Origin of the sequence: Flavobacterium ammoniigenes (genome assembly GCF_020886055.1) — a bacterium.
Classification (GTDB): Bacteria; Bacteroidota; Bacteroidia; order Flavobacteriales; family Flavobacteriaceae; genus Flavobacterium; species Flavobacterium ammoniigenes.
Genome location: NZ_AP025184.1, coordinates 168,840 through 185,939 on the forward strand (window position 1 = coordinate 168,840; position 17,100 = coordinate 185,939).

Genomic DNA, 17,100 nt, shown 5'->3' on the forward strand with positions numbered 1-17,100 from the left:
CCTCTTATTTTGTGCAAATTACTTGTTGTGTGAAACGAAGGTCAATTTTTCTATATTTATACAAAGAACTGTCTACAACTGCTTTTTGAAAAAATGCTTTATAATTTTGAAATTTAGCATCTACATTTTTCGCTCCGCCGAAATCAATTTGATAATCAAAATTTCTGTTCAACATTTTTAAGCTACCATTAGGCATAATTTGAATGGCAATGATGTTTTTTTTCAAAAATTCATCGTCATAAATTTTTCGAAATAATTCAGCTAAAGCTTCGCTATTTTGTTTGCGTATTACTCCCAAAACGAGGGGGACTCTGGCAGTAAAATTTGCCGACAACGGCATTGTATTTCCCTTGTAATCAATATAAAAAGAACGCTTACCATCGAAAACCCTTACGATTGGGGTCTTCTGTTTCACCACTGCTTTCAACACCCCGTCGATAGTTACAAACACCTCTGATTTCTCTACCATTGGATCTGAACTAACGGCTTTTTCTAATTTATTCAAATCTAATTTATCTTTTCGGATAGCTGAAGCGTCTGCATTATTTTCTATTAACAATTTATTAACCGTTTCCTGTTTAAGAAAACTTGCATTTTCTCCAACAAAAACGACTTTCGTTTTGGTTAATTTTCGGTTTTCATTCCTATTTGACGTAAACGAAAACAAAACAATTACCAACCCAAACATGAGTACTAACCGAATAGTAATCCAATTAAATCGTTTCATACAATGCCTTTTTTATAGATGGTACCATTTCTCCTAAATCTCCTGCACCAATGGTTACAACAATTCGAGCATCACTCGCTAAAATTGTAGGAATTAAATCCTCTTTGGAGACTAATTTTTTATATTCATTGGTCATTTTATTCATTAACCATTGCGACGTAACTCCTTCCATTGGCAATTCGCGCGCCGGATAAATATCCAACAACACAACTTCATCAAATTGGGACAAACTTTTAGCAAAATCATCAGCAAAATCTTTCGTTCTACTAAACAAATGCGGTTGAAAAATAGCCAACACTTTTTGTCCTGGATATAATTCGCGAACCGCTTGGTGTACCGCGTTTATTTCGGTTGGATGATGAGCATAATCGTCGATATACACCATATTAGACGTTTTGATCTGATACGAAAAACGTCTTCTGATTCCTTTAAATGAAGCCAGTGCTTTTGCAATAGCATCTGAAGAAGTTCCAAAAGTTTTGGCCATAGCCAAAGCCATCAAGGCATTCATCAAATTGTGTCTTCCAGGCAAGCCAAAAGCGATGTCTTTAATAGTTTCGGTTGGCGTTTGTACGTCAAAAACATAACTGCCATTTCCCACTCTTACATTAAAGGCTTTGTACACCGCCTCTTCGTTTACTGCACAAGTCACGCCTTCAATTGGCAATTCATTGGTAATAAACAATTGGCTTTTATCTTCTACTTTATTAGCAAACTCTACAAACGAAGCTTCAATTTGTTCGCTAGTTCCATAAATATCTAAATGGTCGGCGTCCATGGAAGTAACACAAGCAATATTCGGATGCAAATGCAAGAAAGAACGATCAAATTCATCGGCCTCCACTACGGTAACCGTCTTTCCTGTTCCAATTAAATTAGAGTTATAATTTTCTACAATTCCACCCACAAAAGCAGTTACGTCGGCACCGCTTTCAAATAGGATATGTCCTAAAATACTAGATGTTGTTGTTTTACCATGCGTTCCCGCTACTGCAAAACAAAAGGTGTCTTTAGTAATTATTCCTAAAACTTCAGCACGTTTTTTTACTTGGTATTCTCGCTCTAAGAAAAAGTTCCATTGTGAGTGCGTTATTGGAACAGCTGGGGTAATAATTACCAACGTATTTTCAGTATAATAGTCTTTCGGAATTAAATCAATTCGGTCTTCAAAATGAATGTCGATACCGCTTGCGATTAATTCATCGGTTAACATCGAAGGTGTTTTATCGTAACCTGAAACATTTTTTCCGATGGTTTTGAAATAACGCGCCAAAGCACTCATCCCGATTCCTCCGATTCCTATAAAAAAGACGTTATGTATTTGATTTAAATTCATTTTGTTTTGGTAACCAAACGTTGAAACGTTCTGTTGGTATTATTTGATTAATTTGATGATCTCTTCTACAATAGCTTTAGTCGCATTGGGCAAAGCCAAGCTTTTAATATTTTGACTCAATTCGTGTTGTTTGTTTTCATTGCCAATCAAGTCGGAGAAAGTCGATTCAAAAGTGGAATCCAACTCGCTTTCGCGAATTAAAATGGCGCCGTTTTTATCGGCAATAGATTTCGCGTTTTTAGTTTGATGATCTTCGGCTACATTAGGCGAAGGAATAAAAACAACTGGTTTACCCACTATACACAATTCTGAAACCGAAGAAGCTCCGGCTCTCGAAATCACAATATCTGCAGCTGCATATACCAAATCCATTCGCTCAATAAACGCCATTACTTGAACGTCTTTTGATTGGTATTTTTGGTATTCTTCGAAATATAATTTACCACATTGCCAGAGCAATTGTACATTTTGCATTTCAAAAAACTCTAATTCTTTTTCTATCAATTGATTCACTCGACGTGCCCCTAAACTACCCCCTAAAACCAAAATGGTTTTTTTGTTTGGATCTAAATTAAAATGTGCAACTCCTTCGGCTCTTTTACCCTCAATAGTCATTAGGTCTTGGCGAACTGGATTACCTGTTAGCACCATTTTCTCTTTTGGAAAAAAACGTTCCAAATTTTCATAAGCCACACAAATGGCATTGGCTTTTTTGCTCAATAATTTATTGGTGATTCCAGGAAAAGAATTTTGTTCTTGAATTACCGTTGGAATTCCTGCACTATTTGCCATTTGCAATAAAGGGCCACTGGCAAAACCACCTGTACCGATAACTACATCAGGTTGGAATTGTTTTATAATTTGTCTGGATTTCAATAAACTACTCAATAGTTTTATTGGAAATAAAGCATTGTCAAAAGTCAATCTTCTTTGTAAACCCGCAATCCAAAGTCCTTTAATTGGATAACCAGCTTGAGGTACTTTTTGCATTTCCATTTTATCCTGTGCCCCAACGAAAAGAAATTTGGCATCCGGAAAACGAGACTTTAATTCATTAGCGATAGCAATTGCTGGATATATATGACCTCCTGTTCCTCCTCCGCTTAATATGAATTTATATGTTCTCATGGTAAATTTGCTATTTGTTTAATACGGCATCCATTGGATTTTTTGAACTGTCTTGAATGGAGTAATTGCCTTCTTCTATTTGCTTATCGTCTGCTTCTAATTCTTGGTCTATCAATCGTTGAAGTGCTTCTTCTCGTTTGGCTGCTTCTTTTTGTTCAAGTTCGATTTCTTCTTCTTTCTTGGTTACATTGATAATAATTCCAAGTGCAAAACAAGTCATCCAAATGGAACTTCCTCCACTACTAATCAAAGGCAAGGTTTGTCCCGTTACCGGTAATAATTCGACCGCCACCGCCATATTGATTAGCGCCTGAAATATTAAAGGAAAACCCAAACTAATGACGACTAATTTTCCAAAAAGCGTATTGGCTTTATGTGCAGCAATTACAAATCGGAAGAGCAGTAAAAGATACAATCCTAATACTCCTAATCCTCCCACTAATCCATATTCTTCTACAATAATGGCGTATATAAAATCAGAGGAAGATTGAGGTAAAAAATGTCTTTGCACACTTTTACCAGGACCAACTCCAGTAAAATTCCCAGAGGCAATTGCGGTTTTTGCTGCATTGATTTGATATTCGTCTTCGCCTTCCTTATCGGTTCCGTAATTTTCAATTCGACTAATCCAAGTATCTACCCTGCTAAAGAATTTGGAATCCGGAAATGCTTTGGATAATATCACAAAAATCAACAAGCCTGCAATGGCCATTCCCATAATGTATCCAATATATTTCAATTGGTACTTTCCAACAAAGGCAATCATTACCACCATCACAAACATTAAGGCTGTCGTAGAGAAATTGGCTGGCAAAATCAACATTAAAGTAATAAATACCGGAATCCATAACTCTACAAAAGAAGCTTTAAAAGTTACTGGGGTTTCTCTTGTCTTAGATAAATAACGCGCGACATAGATGTATAAAATAATCGCTGCAATGGAAGAGGTTTGAAATGAAATTCCGATGAATGGCAATTGCAACCATCGGCTGGCATTGGCACCGCCAATATTCGTCCCTTTAAATAATGTTAATGCTAAAAGCCCCCAAACAATGGGCAACCCAATTCTTGAGATTACTCTAAAATAATGGTAAGGCACTTTATGTACAAAATAAATAATCATGAAACCCATACCCAAATGAGCCAAATGTTTTACTAAATAGCCAAGGGTATTTCCGTCTCCATCTCGACCAAAAGCTAAATTGGTACTGGCGCTAAAAACTGGCATAAAAGAAAACAAAGCCAATAAAGCCAAGAATGACCAAATTACCTTATCCCCTTTTAAATTGCTTAGTAGCTGTTTGAGTTTCATATCGCCTAAAGTCTAATGAATAGTTCCCTATTATAAATTGTAAACTGCCTGTTTGAATTGTTTTCCTCTGTCTTCGTAGTTTTCGAACAAATCGAAACTCGCGCAAGCTGGTGACAATAAAACGGTATCTCCTTTTTCGGTCATGCGTTGTGCCATTCGCACAGCATCAGGCATATTATCCACCTCGATCATTACATCAACTACATTACCAAAAGCTTCAATGATTTTTTTATTATCTACTCCTAAACAAATGATACCTTTTACTTTTTCATGAACTAAAGACATCAATTCGTGATAATCGTTTCCTTTATCAACACCACCAACAATCCAAACCGTTGGCGTAGTCATACTATCCAAAGCAAAGAAAGAAGCATTCACATTGGTCGCTTTCGAATCGTTGATGTATTGAACGTTTTGGATTTTCAATACTTTTTCTAAACGGTGTTCAACACCTTGAAAATTCGATAAACTTTCTCTAATGGTTGCGTTACGAATTTGCATTAGTTTGGCCACAGAGGTCGCTGCCATAGCGTTCTTCATATTGTGTTTTCCTTCTAATGCAATTGATTCTGTTTCCATCAAAAATTCTTCGTGATTCATCATCTTTACTTCCATTTTATTATCTTTTATAAAGGCCCCTTCCGTGAAAACTTGGTTCAATGAAAAAGGAATTAATGTTGCTTTTGTTGTATTATTTTGTAACCAATTGGCTATCGCTTCGTCTTCGGCATCATAAATCAAATAATCGTCTTCGGTTTGATTCATTGTAATTCTAAACTTCGAATCGATGTAATTTTCATACTTGTAATCGTAACGGTCCAAATGATCCGGACTAATATTCGTTAGGATGGCAATGTGCGGCTTGTAATCTATTATACCGTCCAACTGAAAACTACTCAACTCTAAAACATAGGAGTCAAAATCATTCTCGGCTACTTGCCAGGCAAAACTTTTTCCGATGTTTCCTCCCAATCCTACATTCAGTCCTGCTGATTTTAGCAAGTGATAGGTCAACATCGTAGTGGTAGTTTTACCATTACTTCCCGTGATTCCTATCGTAATTGCATTGGTAAAAGGAGCGGTGAATTCAATTTCAGAAATGACCTTGATTCCTTTTGCTACTAACTTTTTTACAATGGGTGATTTATCAGGAATTCCGGGACTTTTCATGACCACATCCGCATTCAGAATCAAAGATTCGGTATGCGTTTCGTCTTCCCAAGCAATCGCATTATGATTAAGAACTTCTTTGTAATTATCTTTTATTTTTCCAAAATCAGATACAAAAACATCGTATCCTTTTTGTTTTCCCAGAATGGCTGTACCCACTCCACTTTCGCCTCCTCCTAAAACAACTAATCTCATCTATCGTAGTTTTAAAGTCACTATGGACAAAATGGATAACATGATGGCGACAATCCAAAATCGTGTCACAATCTTACTTTCGTGATATCCTTTTTTCTGATAGTGATGGTGCAAAGGCGACATTAAAAATATTCTGCGGCCTTCGCCAAAACGTTTCTTGGTATATTTAAAATAAGTAACCTGAATGACCACTGATAAATTCTCAACTAAGAAGATTCCACACAATAATGGAATCAACATTTCTTTACGAACAGCTATTGCTAATACCGCAATGATTCCTCCAATTGTTAAACTTCCGGTATCACCCATAAATACCGAAGCCGGATACGAATTGTACCAAAGAAATCCAATCAATGCCCCAACAAATGCCGCAATAAATACGGTCATTTCTCCTGAATTCGGGATATACATGATGTTCAAATAATTGGAGAAAATAATATTACCAGAAAGGAAAGTGAAAATTCCTAAAGCTAATACCGAAACCGCCGAGGTCCCCGCAGCTAAACCATCGATTCCGTCCGTCAAATTAGCTCCATTAGAAACAGCGGTGATAATAAAAATAACTACTGGTATGAAAATTAACCAAGCCCAATTTTGATAACCATCGCCAGTCCAAGCTAGTAATTCAGCATAATCAAACTCATTATTCTTGAAAAATGGAATTGTAGTAGCGGTCGATTTTACCTCAATAGGAGCTTGTGCAACGGAAGTTATATTAGATTGCTTGATCACTGGAGAATTTGAAGCGTTTTCTAAAACCGTAACTGCAGGACTAAAATACAATACCGATCCAACAATTATCCCTAATCCAACTTGACCAAATACTTTGAAAATTCCTTTTAAACCTTGTTTGTCTTTCTTGAAAATTTTGATGTAATCGTCAATGAAACCAATGGTTCCCATCCATAAAGTAGTCACAATTAACAACACGATATAGATGTTATGCAATTTGGCAAACAATAAAACAGGCAAAAGTGTAGCAAAAATGATAATCAAACCACCCATTGTAGGTGTTCCTGCTTTTTCATTTTGTCCGGCCAAACCTAATTCGCGAACCGTTTCTCCTACTTGTTGATTGCGTAAGAAAGTAATAATTCTCTTTCCATAAATAGTAGACAACAATAACGAAAGCAAAAAAGCCAAACCTGATCTAAAGGTGATATATTGGAAAACTCCCGCTCCTGAAACGTTTAATGTTTTGTCTAAATATTCAAATAAGTAGTATAGCATAATTCTCTATTTATGGAGTTGTTCTAATAGTTCTTTTACAATTTTCATGTCGTCAAAATCATGACGAACACCTTCTATTTCTTGGTAAGTTTCGTGGCCTTTACCAGCGATTAAAATGATATCATTGGGCTGAGCCAATTGGCAAGCCGTTTTAATAGCTTGTTTTCTATCGGTGATTGATAAAATTCTTTTGAAATTTTGTGGCGCCACACCTTGTTCCATTTCGCTAATGATTACAGTTGCATCCTCATTTCTTGGATTGTCCGAAGTCAAAATAGCTTTGTCACTCAAGTCAGAAGCAATTCCTCCCATAACAGGACGTTTTGCTTTATCACGATTTCCACCACAACCCACAACCGTTATCAATTGTTCGTTTTTAGTTCGGATATCATTAATCGTTTTCAATACATTTTCTAATGCATCTGGCGTATGTGCATAATCTACAATTGCAGTAATATTGGACTCTGAAACGATGTATTGAAAACGTCCTGAAACACTTTCTAACTCCGACAATAATCGCAATGCTTCCAAACTTTCCATGCCTAATTCAATTGCGGTTCCGTAGATCGCTAATAAATTATAGGCATTAAACGTTCCAATCAATTTTACCCAAACTTCATTGCCGTTGATTTTTAACAACAAACCAGACAATTGGCTTTCTAAAATTTGTGCTTTATAATCGGCATACGATTTTAAGGCGTAGGTACATTTTTTGGCAACGGTATTTTGTAATAAAACCGGTCCATTTTTATCGTCGATATTGGATAACGCAAAAGCTGTTTTTGGCAAATGATCAAAAAATGACTTTTTCACATCACGGTATTCAGCAAATGTGGCGTGGTAATCCAAATGATCGTGAGATAAATTGGTAAACACACCTCCCACAAAATGCAATGCCTCTGTGCGTTTCTGATGAATTCCATGCGAACTCACTTCCATAAAACAGTATTCTACTCCTTCGGCAATCATTGTTGCCAAATACTGATTAATCGTAATCGAATCGGGAGTGGTGTGTGTGGCTTTGTATTCCACTTCATCTACCATAATTTTTACAGTAGAAAGCAGGCCTACTTTATAACCCGCCTTTTTATACAATTGATACAATAAAGAGGCAATTGTTGTTTTTCCATTGGTCCCAGTAACGCCCACCAATTGCAATTTTTGCGAAGGATGATCAAAATAATTGGCGGCCATAACTGCCAATGCTGTATTGGTGTCTTTAACTTGAATATAGGTAATCCCTTCGGTAATTGTTTCAGGTAATGTGTCACAAACAATAGCTGTAGCACCTAGCTCAATTGCTTTTGCAATAAACTCATGCCCATCAGAAATCGTCCCTCTGATCGCTACAAAAAGATCATTTTGCGCAATTTTTCTAGAATCAAAATCGATTTTACCGATCGTAATTTCTGTCGAACCTTTAACCGCTTCGATCGCTACCTTATATAATATGTCTTTTAGTATGCTCACGATAATTCTAGTACTATAGTTGTGTTCTTTGCTATATTTTGTCCTGCTTGTAGTGATTGCTTTTTCACTTTTCCTAAGCCTTTGATTTTAACTCTAATTCCTAAATTTTCTAACAATGCTATCGCATCCATGCCAGACATCCCTTTAACATTAGGAATGGTGTTTTCTCTTTTGTGCGAATAGGTCGTATACGAAGCGTAGTCCGATTCTTGTTTAGGAATTTTTCTATCAATTTTTCTAATTGTATTGGTAGAAGGAGCATCAGTAAATATTTTTTGAGCAATACGCTTAAATACAGGTCCCGCCACATCGGCACCATAGTAATTATTATGAGCAGTGTTAGGTCTATGCACCATTACGATACAAGTGTACTGAGGTTTATTAGCAGGAAAATAGCCAACGAATGAAGACGCATAGTACATGCCTGAACCTGTTTTACTTCCATAACCCATTTGAGCCGTTCCAGTTTTTCCTGCCATTGGAAACTCTTTAGTATACAATGACTTAGCTGTTCCTCGTTTTACAACATTTTCTAATATTGCGCGAACTTTCTTTAAAGTTTCTGGAGAACAAACTCTTGGATTCATAACCTGAGTATCGAATTTTTTAATGGTCGTATTCCATTTTTTAATTTCAGAAACCAATTGTGGTTTAACCATTACACCATTGTTAGCTACCGAATTATAAAAGGTTAATGTTTGCATTGGCGTGATAGTAATACCATAACCAAAAGCCATCCATGGAAGTGAAATTTTAGACCATCTAGCTTGTCCTGGTTTTGGAATAATTGGAGTAGCTTCTCCTTTTAATTCTAAACCTATTTTTTTATCTAGCCCCCAATCTTCAATGTGTTTTATAAATTTTGACGGATTGTTTTTGTAATTGTTATACACTGATTGTACCATAACTGTATTGGAGGAAACTTCAAATCCATGTCCTAAAGAAACTCTTCCCATTCCTTTATGAGAATCCACTACATTTTTTCCAAAGTAAGTTATCACTCCACCTCTGGCATCAAAAACAGTACTTGTGTCAGCTACTTTATCTTCTAACACTGACATAAGATCTACTAATTTGAAAGTAGAACCTGGATCATGCGCTTCTGTAATAGCGTAATTTAGTGTTTCATTATAGGTTCCATCACTAAGTCTACCTAAGTTTGAAATCGCTTTAATATGACCTGTTTTGGTTTCCATCACCACAACACAACCATGTTCTGCTTCGTATTCTTCCAACTGTTTCAACAACGCATGATGAGCAATATCTTGAATGAATACATCGATTGTAGAAATAACATCATATCCATCAATGGGGTCGATCTCGTTAAAATCTCGAATAGGCTTCCATTGTCCTTTGGCAATTTTTTGTTTTAAAATTTTACCATCTTTACCGTTTAAGTATTTTCTGTAAGCCCATTCAATACCTTTCCCGTCAGGAGTACTATCTGGCTTCATTCTTTCGTAACCAATGGTTCGTTCAGCAATTCTTCCAATTGGATATTCTCTTACAGGTTCCGGTTTAACGATTATTCCACCTTTGTTAGCCCCCTCTTTAAACAATGGAAAACCTTTAATTTTAACATAATCCGTATAACTCAAACCACGAGCGATTAAGAAATACCTGTTGTTGGTAGCTCTAGCTTTGCGCAAAGCTCTTTCGTAATAATTAGAAGGTTTACCTAACAAATAAGCTAAGGAATCAGCTAATGAGTCAACGGTGCTTTGAAACAATTCTGATTTTGGCACAAAAGCATCAAATCGGATTTCGTAATTTGGAATTGAGGTCGCCAACAAACTACCATCTGAAGAGTAGATATTTCCTTTATTGGCTTTAATCTCAAATTCTTTAACTGTTTTTTCTTTGGCTTTATTTCGGTAAAAATCCCCTTGCACCCATTGAATATTAGTCAATTTGAAGACAATAGCAACCGCCATCAAAAACATAGCAAAAGCCACAAGATAGATACGATAAGAAATATGTTTATCTTCTACTGCCATAATTTTTCAAAAAAACCTTTTTCTACTTCTTTTACTACTTTAATTTTTACTGGAGGAACCGTTGAAGGCAGAATTAATCTTGCTTCCATTTGTTTAGCAACTGTCGATTCCATTTTTAATTTCATCAATTCCGAACGTCTGTCCACAAACTCTGAACGCAATTCTTTAACTTCATTATTTAGTTCAGCAATACGAAAAACTTTTTGCTCATAGCGTTGTGTATTTGCAATCATCACAATAGCCAAACCGATAATAAATACGATAAAACGCCAGTTTTTTATAGCATCCTCGTCTAGTAAAAATCGCGCTTTCAATATGCCGTACAATCCGTGTTTCATAACAAAAACTATATTTTTTCAGCTATACGTAGCTTAGCACTTCGTGCTCTATTGTTCTCTTTGATTTGCTCGTTATTTGGAACAATTAATTTTCCAACCGTTCTAAATGGTACCGAAAAATTGCCAAAAAAATCTCGTTCTGGCTCTCCTTCAAACAGGCCGTTTTTTACAAATCGCTTTACCAATCGATCCTCAAGAGAGTGATACGAAATAATGCTCAAACGTCCTTCTGGTTTTAAAATTTCTAATGATTGTTCTAAAAATTCTTTCAAAACATCCATTTCTTGATTCACTTCAATTCGGATAGCCTGGTACATTTGAGCCAAAATTTTATGACTCTTGTGAGCCGGTAAAAATCGACTCAACACTTGTTTTAATTGTTCGGTATTTCGGATTGGTGCTTTCTCTCTTGCTTCCAAAATTACTCTTGCAATAGCAGGTGCATTTTTCAACTCACCGTAATCCAAGAATACCCTGCGCAAATTATCTTCATCGTACTCATTTACCACTCGATAGGCGCTCAAATCATTTTTCTGACTCATTCTCATGTCCAATTCAGCATCAAAACGAGTAGAAAATCCTCTTTCGGCTACATCAAATTGATGAGATGAAACCCCTAAGTCTCCTAAAATCCCATCCACGGCTTTAACGTTATGAAATCGTAAAAAACGTTTGATAAATCTGAAATTTTCATTGATAAGAACAAAACGATCATCTTGTAACGCATTTGCTAAAGCATCTTCATCCTGATCGAAAGCATATAATTTTCCGTTTGGCCCTAATCGATTTAGAATCTCTCTAGAATGACCTCCACCACCAAAAGTAACATCAACATAAACACCCTCAGGATGAATATTCAACCCATCAACAGACTCGTGCAACAATACTGGATTATGATATTCCATTGTCGTCATCATTTACATTACCCATTACATCTTCTGCTAAATCTGCAAAATCAATATCTTCTCCGTTAATTGATTTTTCATACAACTCTTTATCCCAGATCTCTACAATATTGACTGCTGAAGAAAAAACCACCTCTTTTGAAATACTCGCAAAACCAACTAAATCTTTAGGAACTAATAGTCTTCCCAAAGCATCAATTTCAACCACTTTAACTCCAGCCGTAAAGCGACGGATAAAGTCATTGTTCTTTTTAACAAACCGATTTAATTTATTGATTTTTTGCATCATCAAATTCCACTCTTGCATAGGATATAATTCCAAACAAGGTTGAAAAACAGAGCGTTTCAATACAAAACCATCCTGTAATGAGGAAGCCAATTGCTTTTTCAAAGGCGAAGGCATTAACACCCTTCCTTTAGCATCTACTTTGCACTCATATGTCCCTACGATTGTATTCAAAAAATTGTATTTAAATGATTCTAAGCAAAAATATAAAATATTTTACCACATTTTACCACAATATACCACTTTGTTAATAAGTTTCCCCACATATTGCCAAAAACCCTTAATTTTTAAACAATCAACAGATTAAGCACTTTTTGAACTTGTTTATAAACTAGGTTCGTTTTTTTAAATAATAACATATGTGCACCTAGTATTTTAACAAGAAAAAGGATTCTCTTATTAAAAAACGACTTCAATAATTTATATTTTGGTATTAAATCCTATATTTGTCAAAATTGAAAAATAGGGATCCGAAAAAATGGAAGAACACTATAAAAAAGAAGGAAAATACAGTTATTTTGAAGCCGGAGAAGGAACACCAATCGTTATTCTACATGGACTAATGGGAGGCTTAAGCAATTTTAATGGAGTTGCCAATTACTTTTCTGACAAAGGATACAAAATAATCATTCCTGATTTACCTATTTATACCCAAAGTCTTTTGAGAACTAATGTTAAAGCTTTTGCTAAATATGTGAAAGACTTTATTACATTCAAAGGATTAGACAATGTCATTTTACTAGGAAATTCTCTTGGTGGTCACATCGCTTTGTACCATACTAAAATGTATCCCGAAAAAGTAGCTGGATTAGTAATTACTGGAAGTTCTGGTTTATACGAAAGCGCTATGGGAGATAGTTATCCAAAAAGAGGGGATTATGAATACATAAAGAAAAAAGCCCAAGATGTGTTTTACGATCCTAAAGTAGCTACACCAGAGCTAGTTGATGAAGTATACGCCTCTGTAAACGATCGAATAAAACTAATTAAAACCTTAACAATAGCTAAAAGTGCTATTCGTCATAATATGGCAAAAGATCTTCCTAAAATGAAGGTGCCAACTTGTATAATTTGGGGGAAAAATGATAAAGTTACACCGCCCGAAGTGGGAGATGAATTCAATCGACTTTTACCTAACTCTTCTTTGTACTGGATAGATAAATGTGGCCATGCCGCTATGATGGAACATCCAGATGAATTCAACAGCATTTTAGAAAATTGGTTAACCAATGTGTACCAACCACTTTCTTAAATCTGTATAAAACACAATTATGAAAATTACTACTGCTGAATTTATAATTAGCAACTCTGAAGTTGATAAATGCCCGAAGGACTTTTTGCCCGAATATGCCTTTATTGGACGTTCAAATGTAGGTAAGTCTTCGTTAATCAATATGCTAACGAATCATAAAAGTTTAGCTAAAACATCCGGAAGACCAGGAAAAACTCAGTTAATCAATCACTTTTTAATTAATAAAAATTGGTTTTTGGTTGATTTACCAGGATATGGTTATGCCAAAGTATCCAAGAAAACCAAATCCATTTTCCAACAATTCATTACGGATTATTTTGAAACTCGCGAGCAATTAGTATGTGCTTTTGTTTTAATTGACATCCGCCATGAAGCCCAGACCATTGATATTGAATTCATGTCCTATATGGGAGAAAGTGAAATACCCTTTTGTATTATCTTTACCAAAGCTGACAAAATCAGTAAGGTGAAAATTGACTCACATGTTGCCGCTTATAAAAAGAAAATGTTTGCTAATAATTGGGCCGAAATGCCCCACTACTTTGTAACCTCCGCTACAGAAGCAACTGGAAAAGAAGAACTATTGAGTTATATAGACGAAGTCAATCAGGAAGTATTTAAAAATCAAAATGAATTTTAGAGGAGTACATAAAAAACAACAAAGCCAAAACGTAATGTTTTGGCTTTGTTGTTATAAATAAAGTTAGTTATTTAACCAACTCCAATTTTTCGGCAAAATAGTCGCAAAAATCTTTCATTGTATTGGTCATTTTTTCATCATCTGTAGCTCGTTTAAAAGTATCAGACATGGCTACCAATGTTTGATGAAAGAAAATTTTCATTTCATCAACCGGCATGTCTTTGGTCCACAAATCTATACGCATCGTTTCTTTGGCTTTACTATCCCAAATAGACAACATAATAGCTTTTGCTTCCTCTTTTGCAATACCGCCATCTTCTGCAGTCCAAAATAGTTTTTCGGGTACTCGATTGGAATCTAATTCAATTTCGAATTTAATTTCTGAGGTGATCAAATCTGACATTATTTCTTAGGTTTATATTTTGATTTTTCAAATAGTTCTTTGGCATTCATATCTAACAATTTTGCTAACGGAACGTCATTATTTTCAGCAAAAGAACGAACAATTTGCCATCCTATCCAAGCGCCAACTTGACCTGGTGATTCATTGTCTATTTCTAAATAAAATTTTGAAAATGGTGCTGGTGCAATAAATCGAGAGGTTAATTTCGACTCATCACTATACAGCATTTCATTTTCCAAAAAGTAACGCCAAATATACGTTTCATTTTCTTCGCACCAACTAATTTCTTTTGGACTGTACCCCATTTTTTCGGCATCTGAATACGCTGGCAACAAAAGGTCTTTTAGGTAGAGTTGTTTTCCATAATACACCATTTGGCTTAATAAGGTTTTGTCTTTTCCAAAATTAATTTTAGTAGTGGCAAAACTCGAAACCAGATCAGGCATCATTTGCCTTGGTTCAAAATTTTGCTTGATGTATTTTGGAAATTCATAAAAACGATGGGCTTTACCTAAATACAATTCCAAAGATAAAATGACTAAACTATCTGCATAAATTGCTTTCGTATTGTAATCCATCTCCGCAATTACTGTAACTGCTTTTGGTGTTTTTGTTTTTGGAAAATAGTGTTTAATATGTTTGAAAAGTGTCACTAATTCGGAATGAACCGGCTCGATATCACGGTATTTTTTTTGCACTTCTCCATATAGTTCCCGCCAAAGTGGATTCTGTATTTTATTGGTCCAAACACTATCGGGTACGCCCACGGGAAAAAAAATAGGGTACCTTTTTTTTATGCTTTGTAATTCATTTGGTTTGGATTCAAAAAATGCTTGGTCAAATCGTTCCACTTTAATGTCTACAGGAATTTCTTCAACTGCTTTTTCAACCGCTGTCTTTTTATCACAAGACCAGAATAGGCAGCAAAATAATAATGAATATAAATAGACCTTCATATAGAATATAGAATATACAATGTTTATAAATGACTAACCGTTTCGATATTTTTTTGCAAAAAACAAATAGTTACTCGCGATTTCACATTAATTATTTAAATTTGTTTCCAAAGCATGAGGAAAACAGATGGATTTTGAATTGGTTCTGCAAATATACATTCCTGCTTTTTTAATACCTAAATTATTATGTCGAAAAAAAGTACTCTTCAAGTTGAAAAGGCAAATGAATTTATTGTTAATTGGTTAAAAACCTATGCTATAAACGCAAAAGTAAATGGTTTTGTTGTAGGTATATCTGGAGGCGTTGACTCGGCTGTAACTTCAACACTTTGCGCACAAACCGGACTTCAAGTAGTTTGTGTCGAAATGCCAATTCACCAAGCTGAAAGTCATGTTAGTAGAGCTAGAGAACATATTAGTCAATTAATGCAACGTTATCCTAATGTTTCTAGAGCCGAGACTAATTTAACTTCTATTTTTGAATCCTTCAAAGAAGTACTTCCAACAAATACCTCAGAATCTCAACTGAATTTAACTTTAGCTAATACACGCGCACGAATTCGAATGACTACTTTATACTATTATGGTGGCATTTATGGCTTATTAGTCGCAGGAACGGGCAATAAAGTAGAAGATTTTGGTGTAGGTTTTTATACAAAATACGGTGACGGAGGAGTGGATCTAAGTCCTATTGCTGATTTATTAAAATCGGATGTTTTTGCTTTGGGTGCTTATTTAAAAATTCCTGAATCCATACTCAATGCCGCTCCAACCGATGGTTTATTTGGTGATGATAGAACTGATGAGGAACAGCTTGGCGCTAGTTACGACGAACTAGAATGGGCTATGCAACAAGATGAAGAAGGCAAATCCAGTAATGATTTTTCAGGAAGAAAAAAAATAGCATTTGAAATCTACAAGCGATTAAACACTAGCAACCAACATAAAATGCAACCAATTCCAATCTGTTTAGTTCCAAAATCGTTGAAATAATACATTTTAACTGATTCGCAATTGTTTACGGTTTTTATTTATTAGTTTTACTGCTCCAAAAACAAATAATAATTCTTAAAAACCATTTTATGATCACAGTATGTGTCGCTGATAATTTCCCCGTGGTCCACTTTGGAGTAAAATCATACTTTAAAGATCACTCGGACATTTCTATAGTAGCCAATATTGGAAATTTTTCAATGTTGAACGAAATTCTCCAGACAAAAGAAGTTGATGTTTTACTGTTAGATCTTCAACTTGAAGGATTGACTAGTATCATTGAAGTAAAACGTCTGTTAAAAGAATTTCCTAAAACCAAAATAGTGATTTACTCTAATCTTACAGAACAAATTTATGCGCCCAATGCTATTAAAGCTGGAGCTTCTGGTTTTATTCATAAAACTGCAAAATTAGCCGATGTAGCCGATGCTATAATAAAAGTCCAAGAAGGTACAATAATAATGAACGAAACCATTAAGAAAAACCTGGCGTTGATTGCGAAACAAAACAAAACCGAACGATTGTATCGCAAATTGTCCAATCGAGAAGTGGAAGTATTACGTTATTTGAGTGATGGCAAAAAAAACCACGAGATTGCCGACATTCTTAAATTAAACGAAAAAACAATCAGTACCTACAAATTAAGATTACTGACTAAATTAAATGTAACTAATTTAGTTGACTTGGTAAATAAGGCTAAAACCTTAGAAATAGTGTAGTCAAGAATTGAATTATATAAAAAAAACGAAAGCCATTGCTTTC

At 35.2% G+C, this 17,100-nt stretch carries 17 protein-coding genes; 4 read left to right on the plus strand and 13 right to left on the minus strand.

Translation table 11 applies throughout. From position 1 onward, the window contains the following. Positions 1-4 precede the first annotated feature (4 nt). The 11 genes from LPC21_RS00720 to mraZ are packed head-to-tail and all read right to left on the minus strand — an operon-like array spanning position 5 to position 12,268. The gene (locus LPC21_RS00720) at positions 5-727 is read right to left on the minus strand and encodes a cell division protein FtsQ/DivIB (protein WP_229317449.1); all 723 of its coding nucleotides are present in this window, start codon (positions 725-727) and stop codon (positions 5-7) included. Further along, positions 714-2,063, minus strand: coding sequence for a UDP-N-acetylmuramate--L-alanine ligase (gene murC / locus LPC21_RS00725; protein WP_229317451.1), 1,350 nt, complete (start codon positions 2,061-2,063; stop codon positions 714-716). Before murC ends, LPC21_RS00720 begins: the two co-directional genes overlap by 14 nt. 39 nt (positions 2,064-2,102) lie before the next feature. After that, on the minus strand, positions 2,103-3,191 hold the full coding sequence (murG, locus tag LPC21_RS00730) for an undecaprenyldiphospho-muramoylpentapeptide beta-N-acetylglucosaminyltransferase (RefSeq protein WP_229317453.1): 1,089 nt from the start codon (positions 3,189-3,191) through the stop codon (positions 2,103-2,105). A 10-nt stretch (positions 3,192-3,201) separates the two neighbouring features. Further along, positions 3,202-4,503, minus strand: a complete 1,302-nt coding sequence (locus tag LPC21_RS00735; RefSeq protein WP_229317455.1) for an FtsW/RodA/SpoVE family cell cycle protein — start codon at positions 4,501-4,503, stop codon at positions 3,202-3,204. A 30-nt stretch (positions 4,504-4,533) separates the two neighbouring features. After that, positions 4,534-5,868, minus strand: a complete 1,335-nt coding sequence (gene murD, locus LPC21_RS00740) for a UDP-N-acetylmuramoyl-L-alanine--D-glutamate ligase (protein WP_229317457.1) — start codon at positions 5,866-5,868, stop codon at positions 4,534-4,536. Further along, the gene (gene mraY, locus LPC21_RS00745) at positions 5,869-7,098 is read right to left on the minus strand and encodes a phospho-N-acetylmuramoyl-pentapeptide-transferase (RefSeq protein ID WP_229317458.1); all 1,230 of its coding nucleotides are present in this window, start codon (positions 7,096-7,098) and stop codon (positions 5,869-5,871) included. It abuts the gene before it with no gap. A 6-nt stretch (positions 7,099-7,104) separates the two neighbouring features. Then, positions 7,105-8,568, minus strand: a complete 1,464-nt coding sequence (locus tag LPC21_RS00750; protein ID WP_229317459.1) for a UDP-N-acetylmuramoyl-L-alanyl-D-glutamate--2,6-diaminopimelate ligase — start codon at positions 8,566-8,568, stop codon at positions 7,105-7,107. Beyond that, positions 8,565-10,565: a penicillin-binding protein gene (locus LPC21_RS00755; RefSeq protein ID WP_229317461.1), complete on the minus strand. Its 2,001-nt coding sequence runs from the start codon at positions 10,563-10,565 to the stop codon at positions 8,565-8,567. The genes LPC21_RS00750 and LPC21_RS00755 overlap by 4 nt, the downstream gene beginning before the upstream one ends. Next, entirely contained in the window at positions 10,556-10,903 is a 348-nt protein-coding gene (locus LPC21_RS00760; protein ID WP_229317463.1) for an FtsL-like putative cell division protein, read from the minus strand. The genes LPC21_RS00755 and LPC21_RS00760 overlap by 10 nt, the downstream gene beginning before the upstream one ends. 8 nt (positions 10,904-10,911) lie before the next feature. Then, entirely contained in the window at positions 10,912-11,820 is a 909-nt protein-coding gene (gene rsmH, locus LPC21_RS00765; RefSeq protein WP_229317465.1) for a 16S rRNA (cytosine(1402)-N(4))-methyltransferase RsmH, read from the minus strand. After that, positions 11,795-12,268: a division/cell wall cluster transcriptional repressor MraZ gene (gene mraZ, locus LPC21_RS00770; protein ID WP_229317467.1), complete on the minus strand. Its 474-nt coding sequence runs from the start codon at positions 12,266-12,268 to the stop codon at positions 11,795-11,797. Before mraZ ends, rsmH begins: the two co-directional genes overlap by 26 nt. Before the next feature lie 304 nt (positions 12,269-12,572). Here mraZ and LPC21_RS00775 point away from each other — a divergent pair, with 304 nt between their 5' ends. Both LPC21_RS00775 and yihA read left to right on the plus strand, forming a co-directional pair. Beyond that, on the plus strand, positions 12,573-13,346 hold the full coding sequence (locus tag LPC21_RS00775; RefSeq protein WP_229317470.1) for an alpha/beta fold hydrolase: 774 nt from the start codon (positions 12,573-12,575) through the stop codon (positions 13,344-13,346). 19 nt (positions 13,347-13,365) lie between these two features. Beyond that, positions 13,366-13,986: a ribosome biogenesis GTP-binding protein YihA/YsxC gene (yihA, locus tag LPC21_RS00780; RefSeq protein WP_229317472.1), complete on the plus strand. Its 621-nt coding sequence runs from the start codon at positions 13,366-13,368 to the stop codon at positions 13,984-13,986. Between the two features lie 67 nt (positions 13,987-14,053). Here the strand turns inward: yihA and gldC are convergent, their stop codons facing one another. Next, a complete protein-coding gene (gldC, locus tag LPC21_RS00785; RefSeq protein WP_229317473.1) occupies positions 14,054-14,389 on the minus strand; it encodes a gliding motility protein GldC in 336 nt (111 codons plus the stop codon). Next, complete coding sequence (gene gldB, locus LPC21_RS00790) at positions 14,389-15,345, minus strand: gliding motility lipoprotein GldB (protein WP_229317474.1); 957 nt, start codon at positions 15,343-15,345, stop codon at positions 14,389-14,391. Before gldB ends, gldC begins: the two co-directional genes overlap by 1 nt. 186 nt (positions 15,346-15,531) lie before the next feature. Between gldB and nadE the strand changes: the two genes are divergently transcribed. Beyond that, positions 15,532-16,338 carry an NAD(+) synthase gene (gene nadE / locus LPC21_RS00795; RefSeq protein ID WP_229317476.1) on the plus strand — a complete coding sequence of 269 codons (807 nt, stop codon included), beginning with the start codon at positions 15,532-15,534 and terminating at the stop codon, positions 16,336-16,338. 89 nt (positions 16,339-16,427) lie between these two features. Further along, entirely contained in the window at positions 16,428-17,057 is a 630-nt protein-coding gene (locus LPC21_RS00800; protein WP_229317478.1) for a response regulator transcription factor, read from the plus strand. The last annotated feature ends 43 nt before the right edge of the window (positions 17,058-17,100 follow it).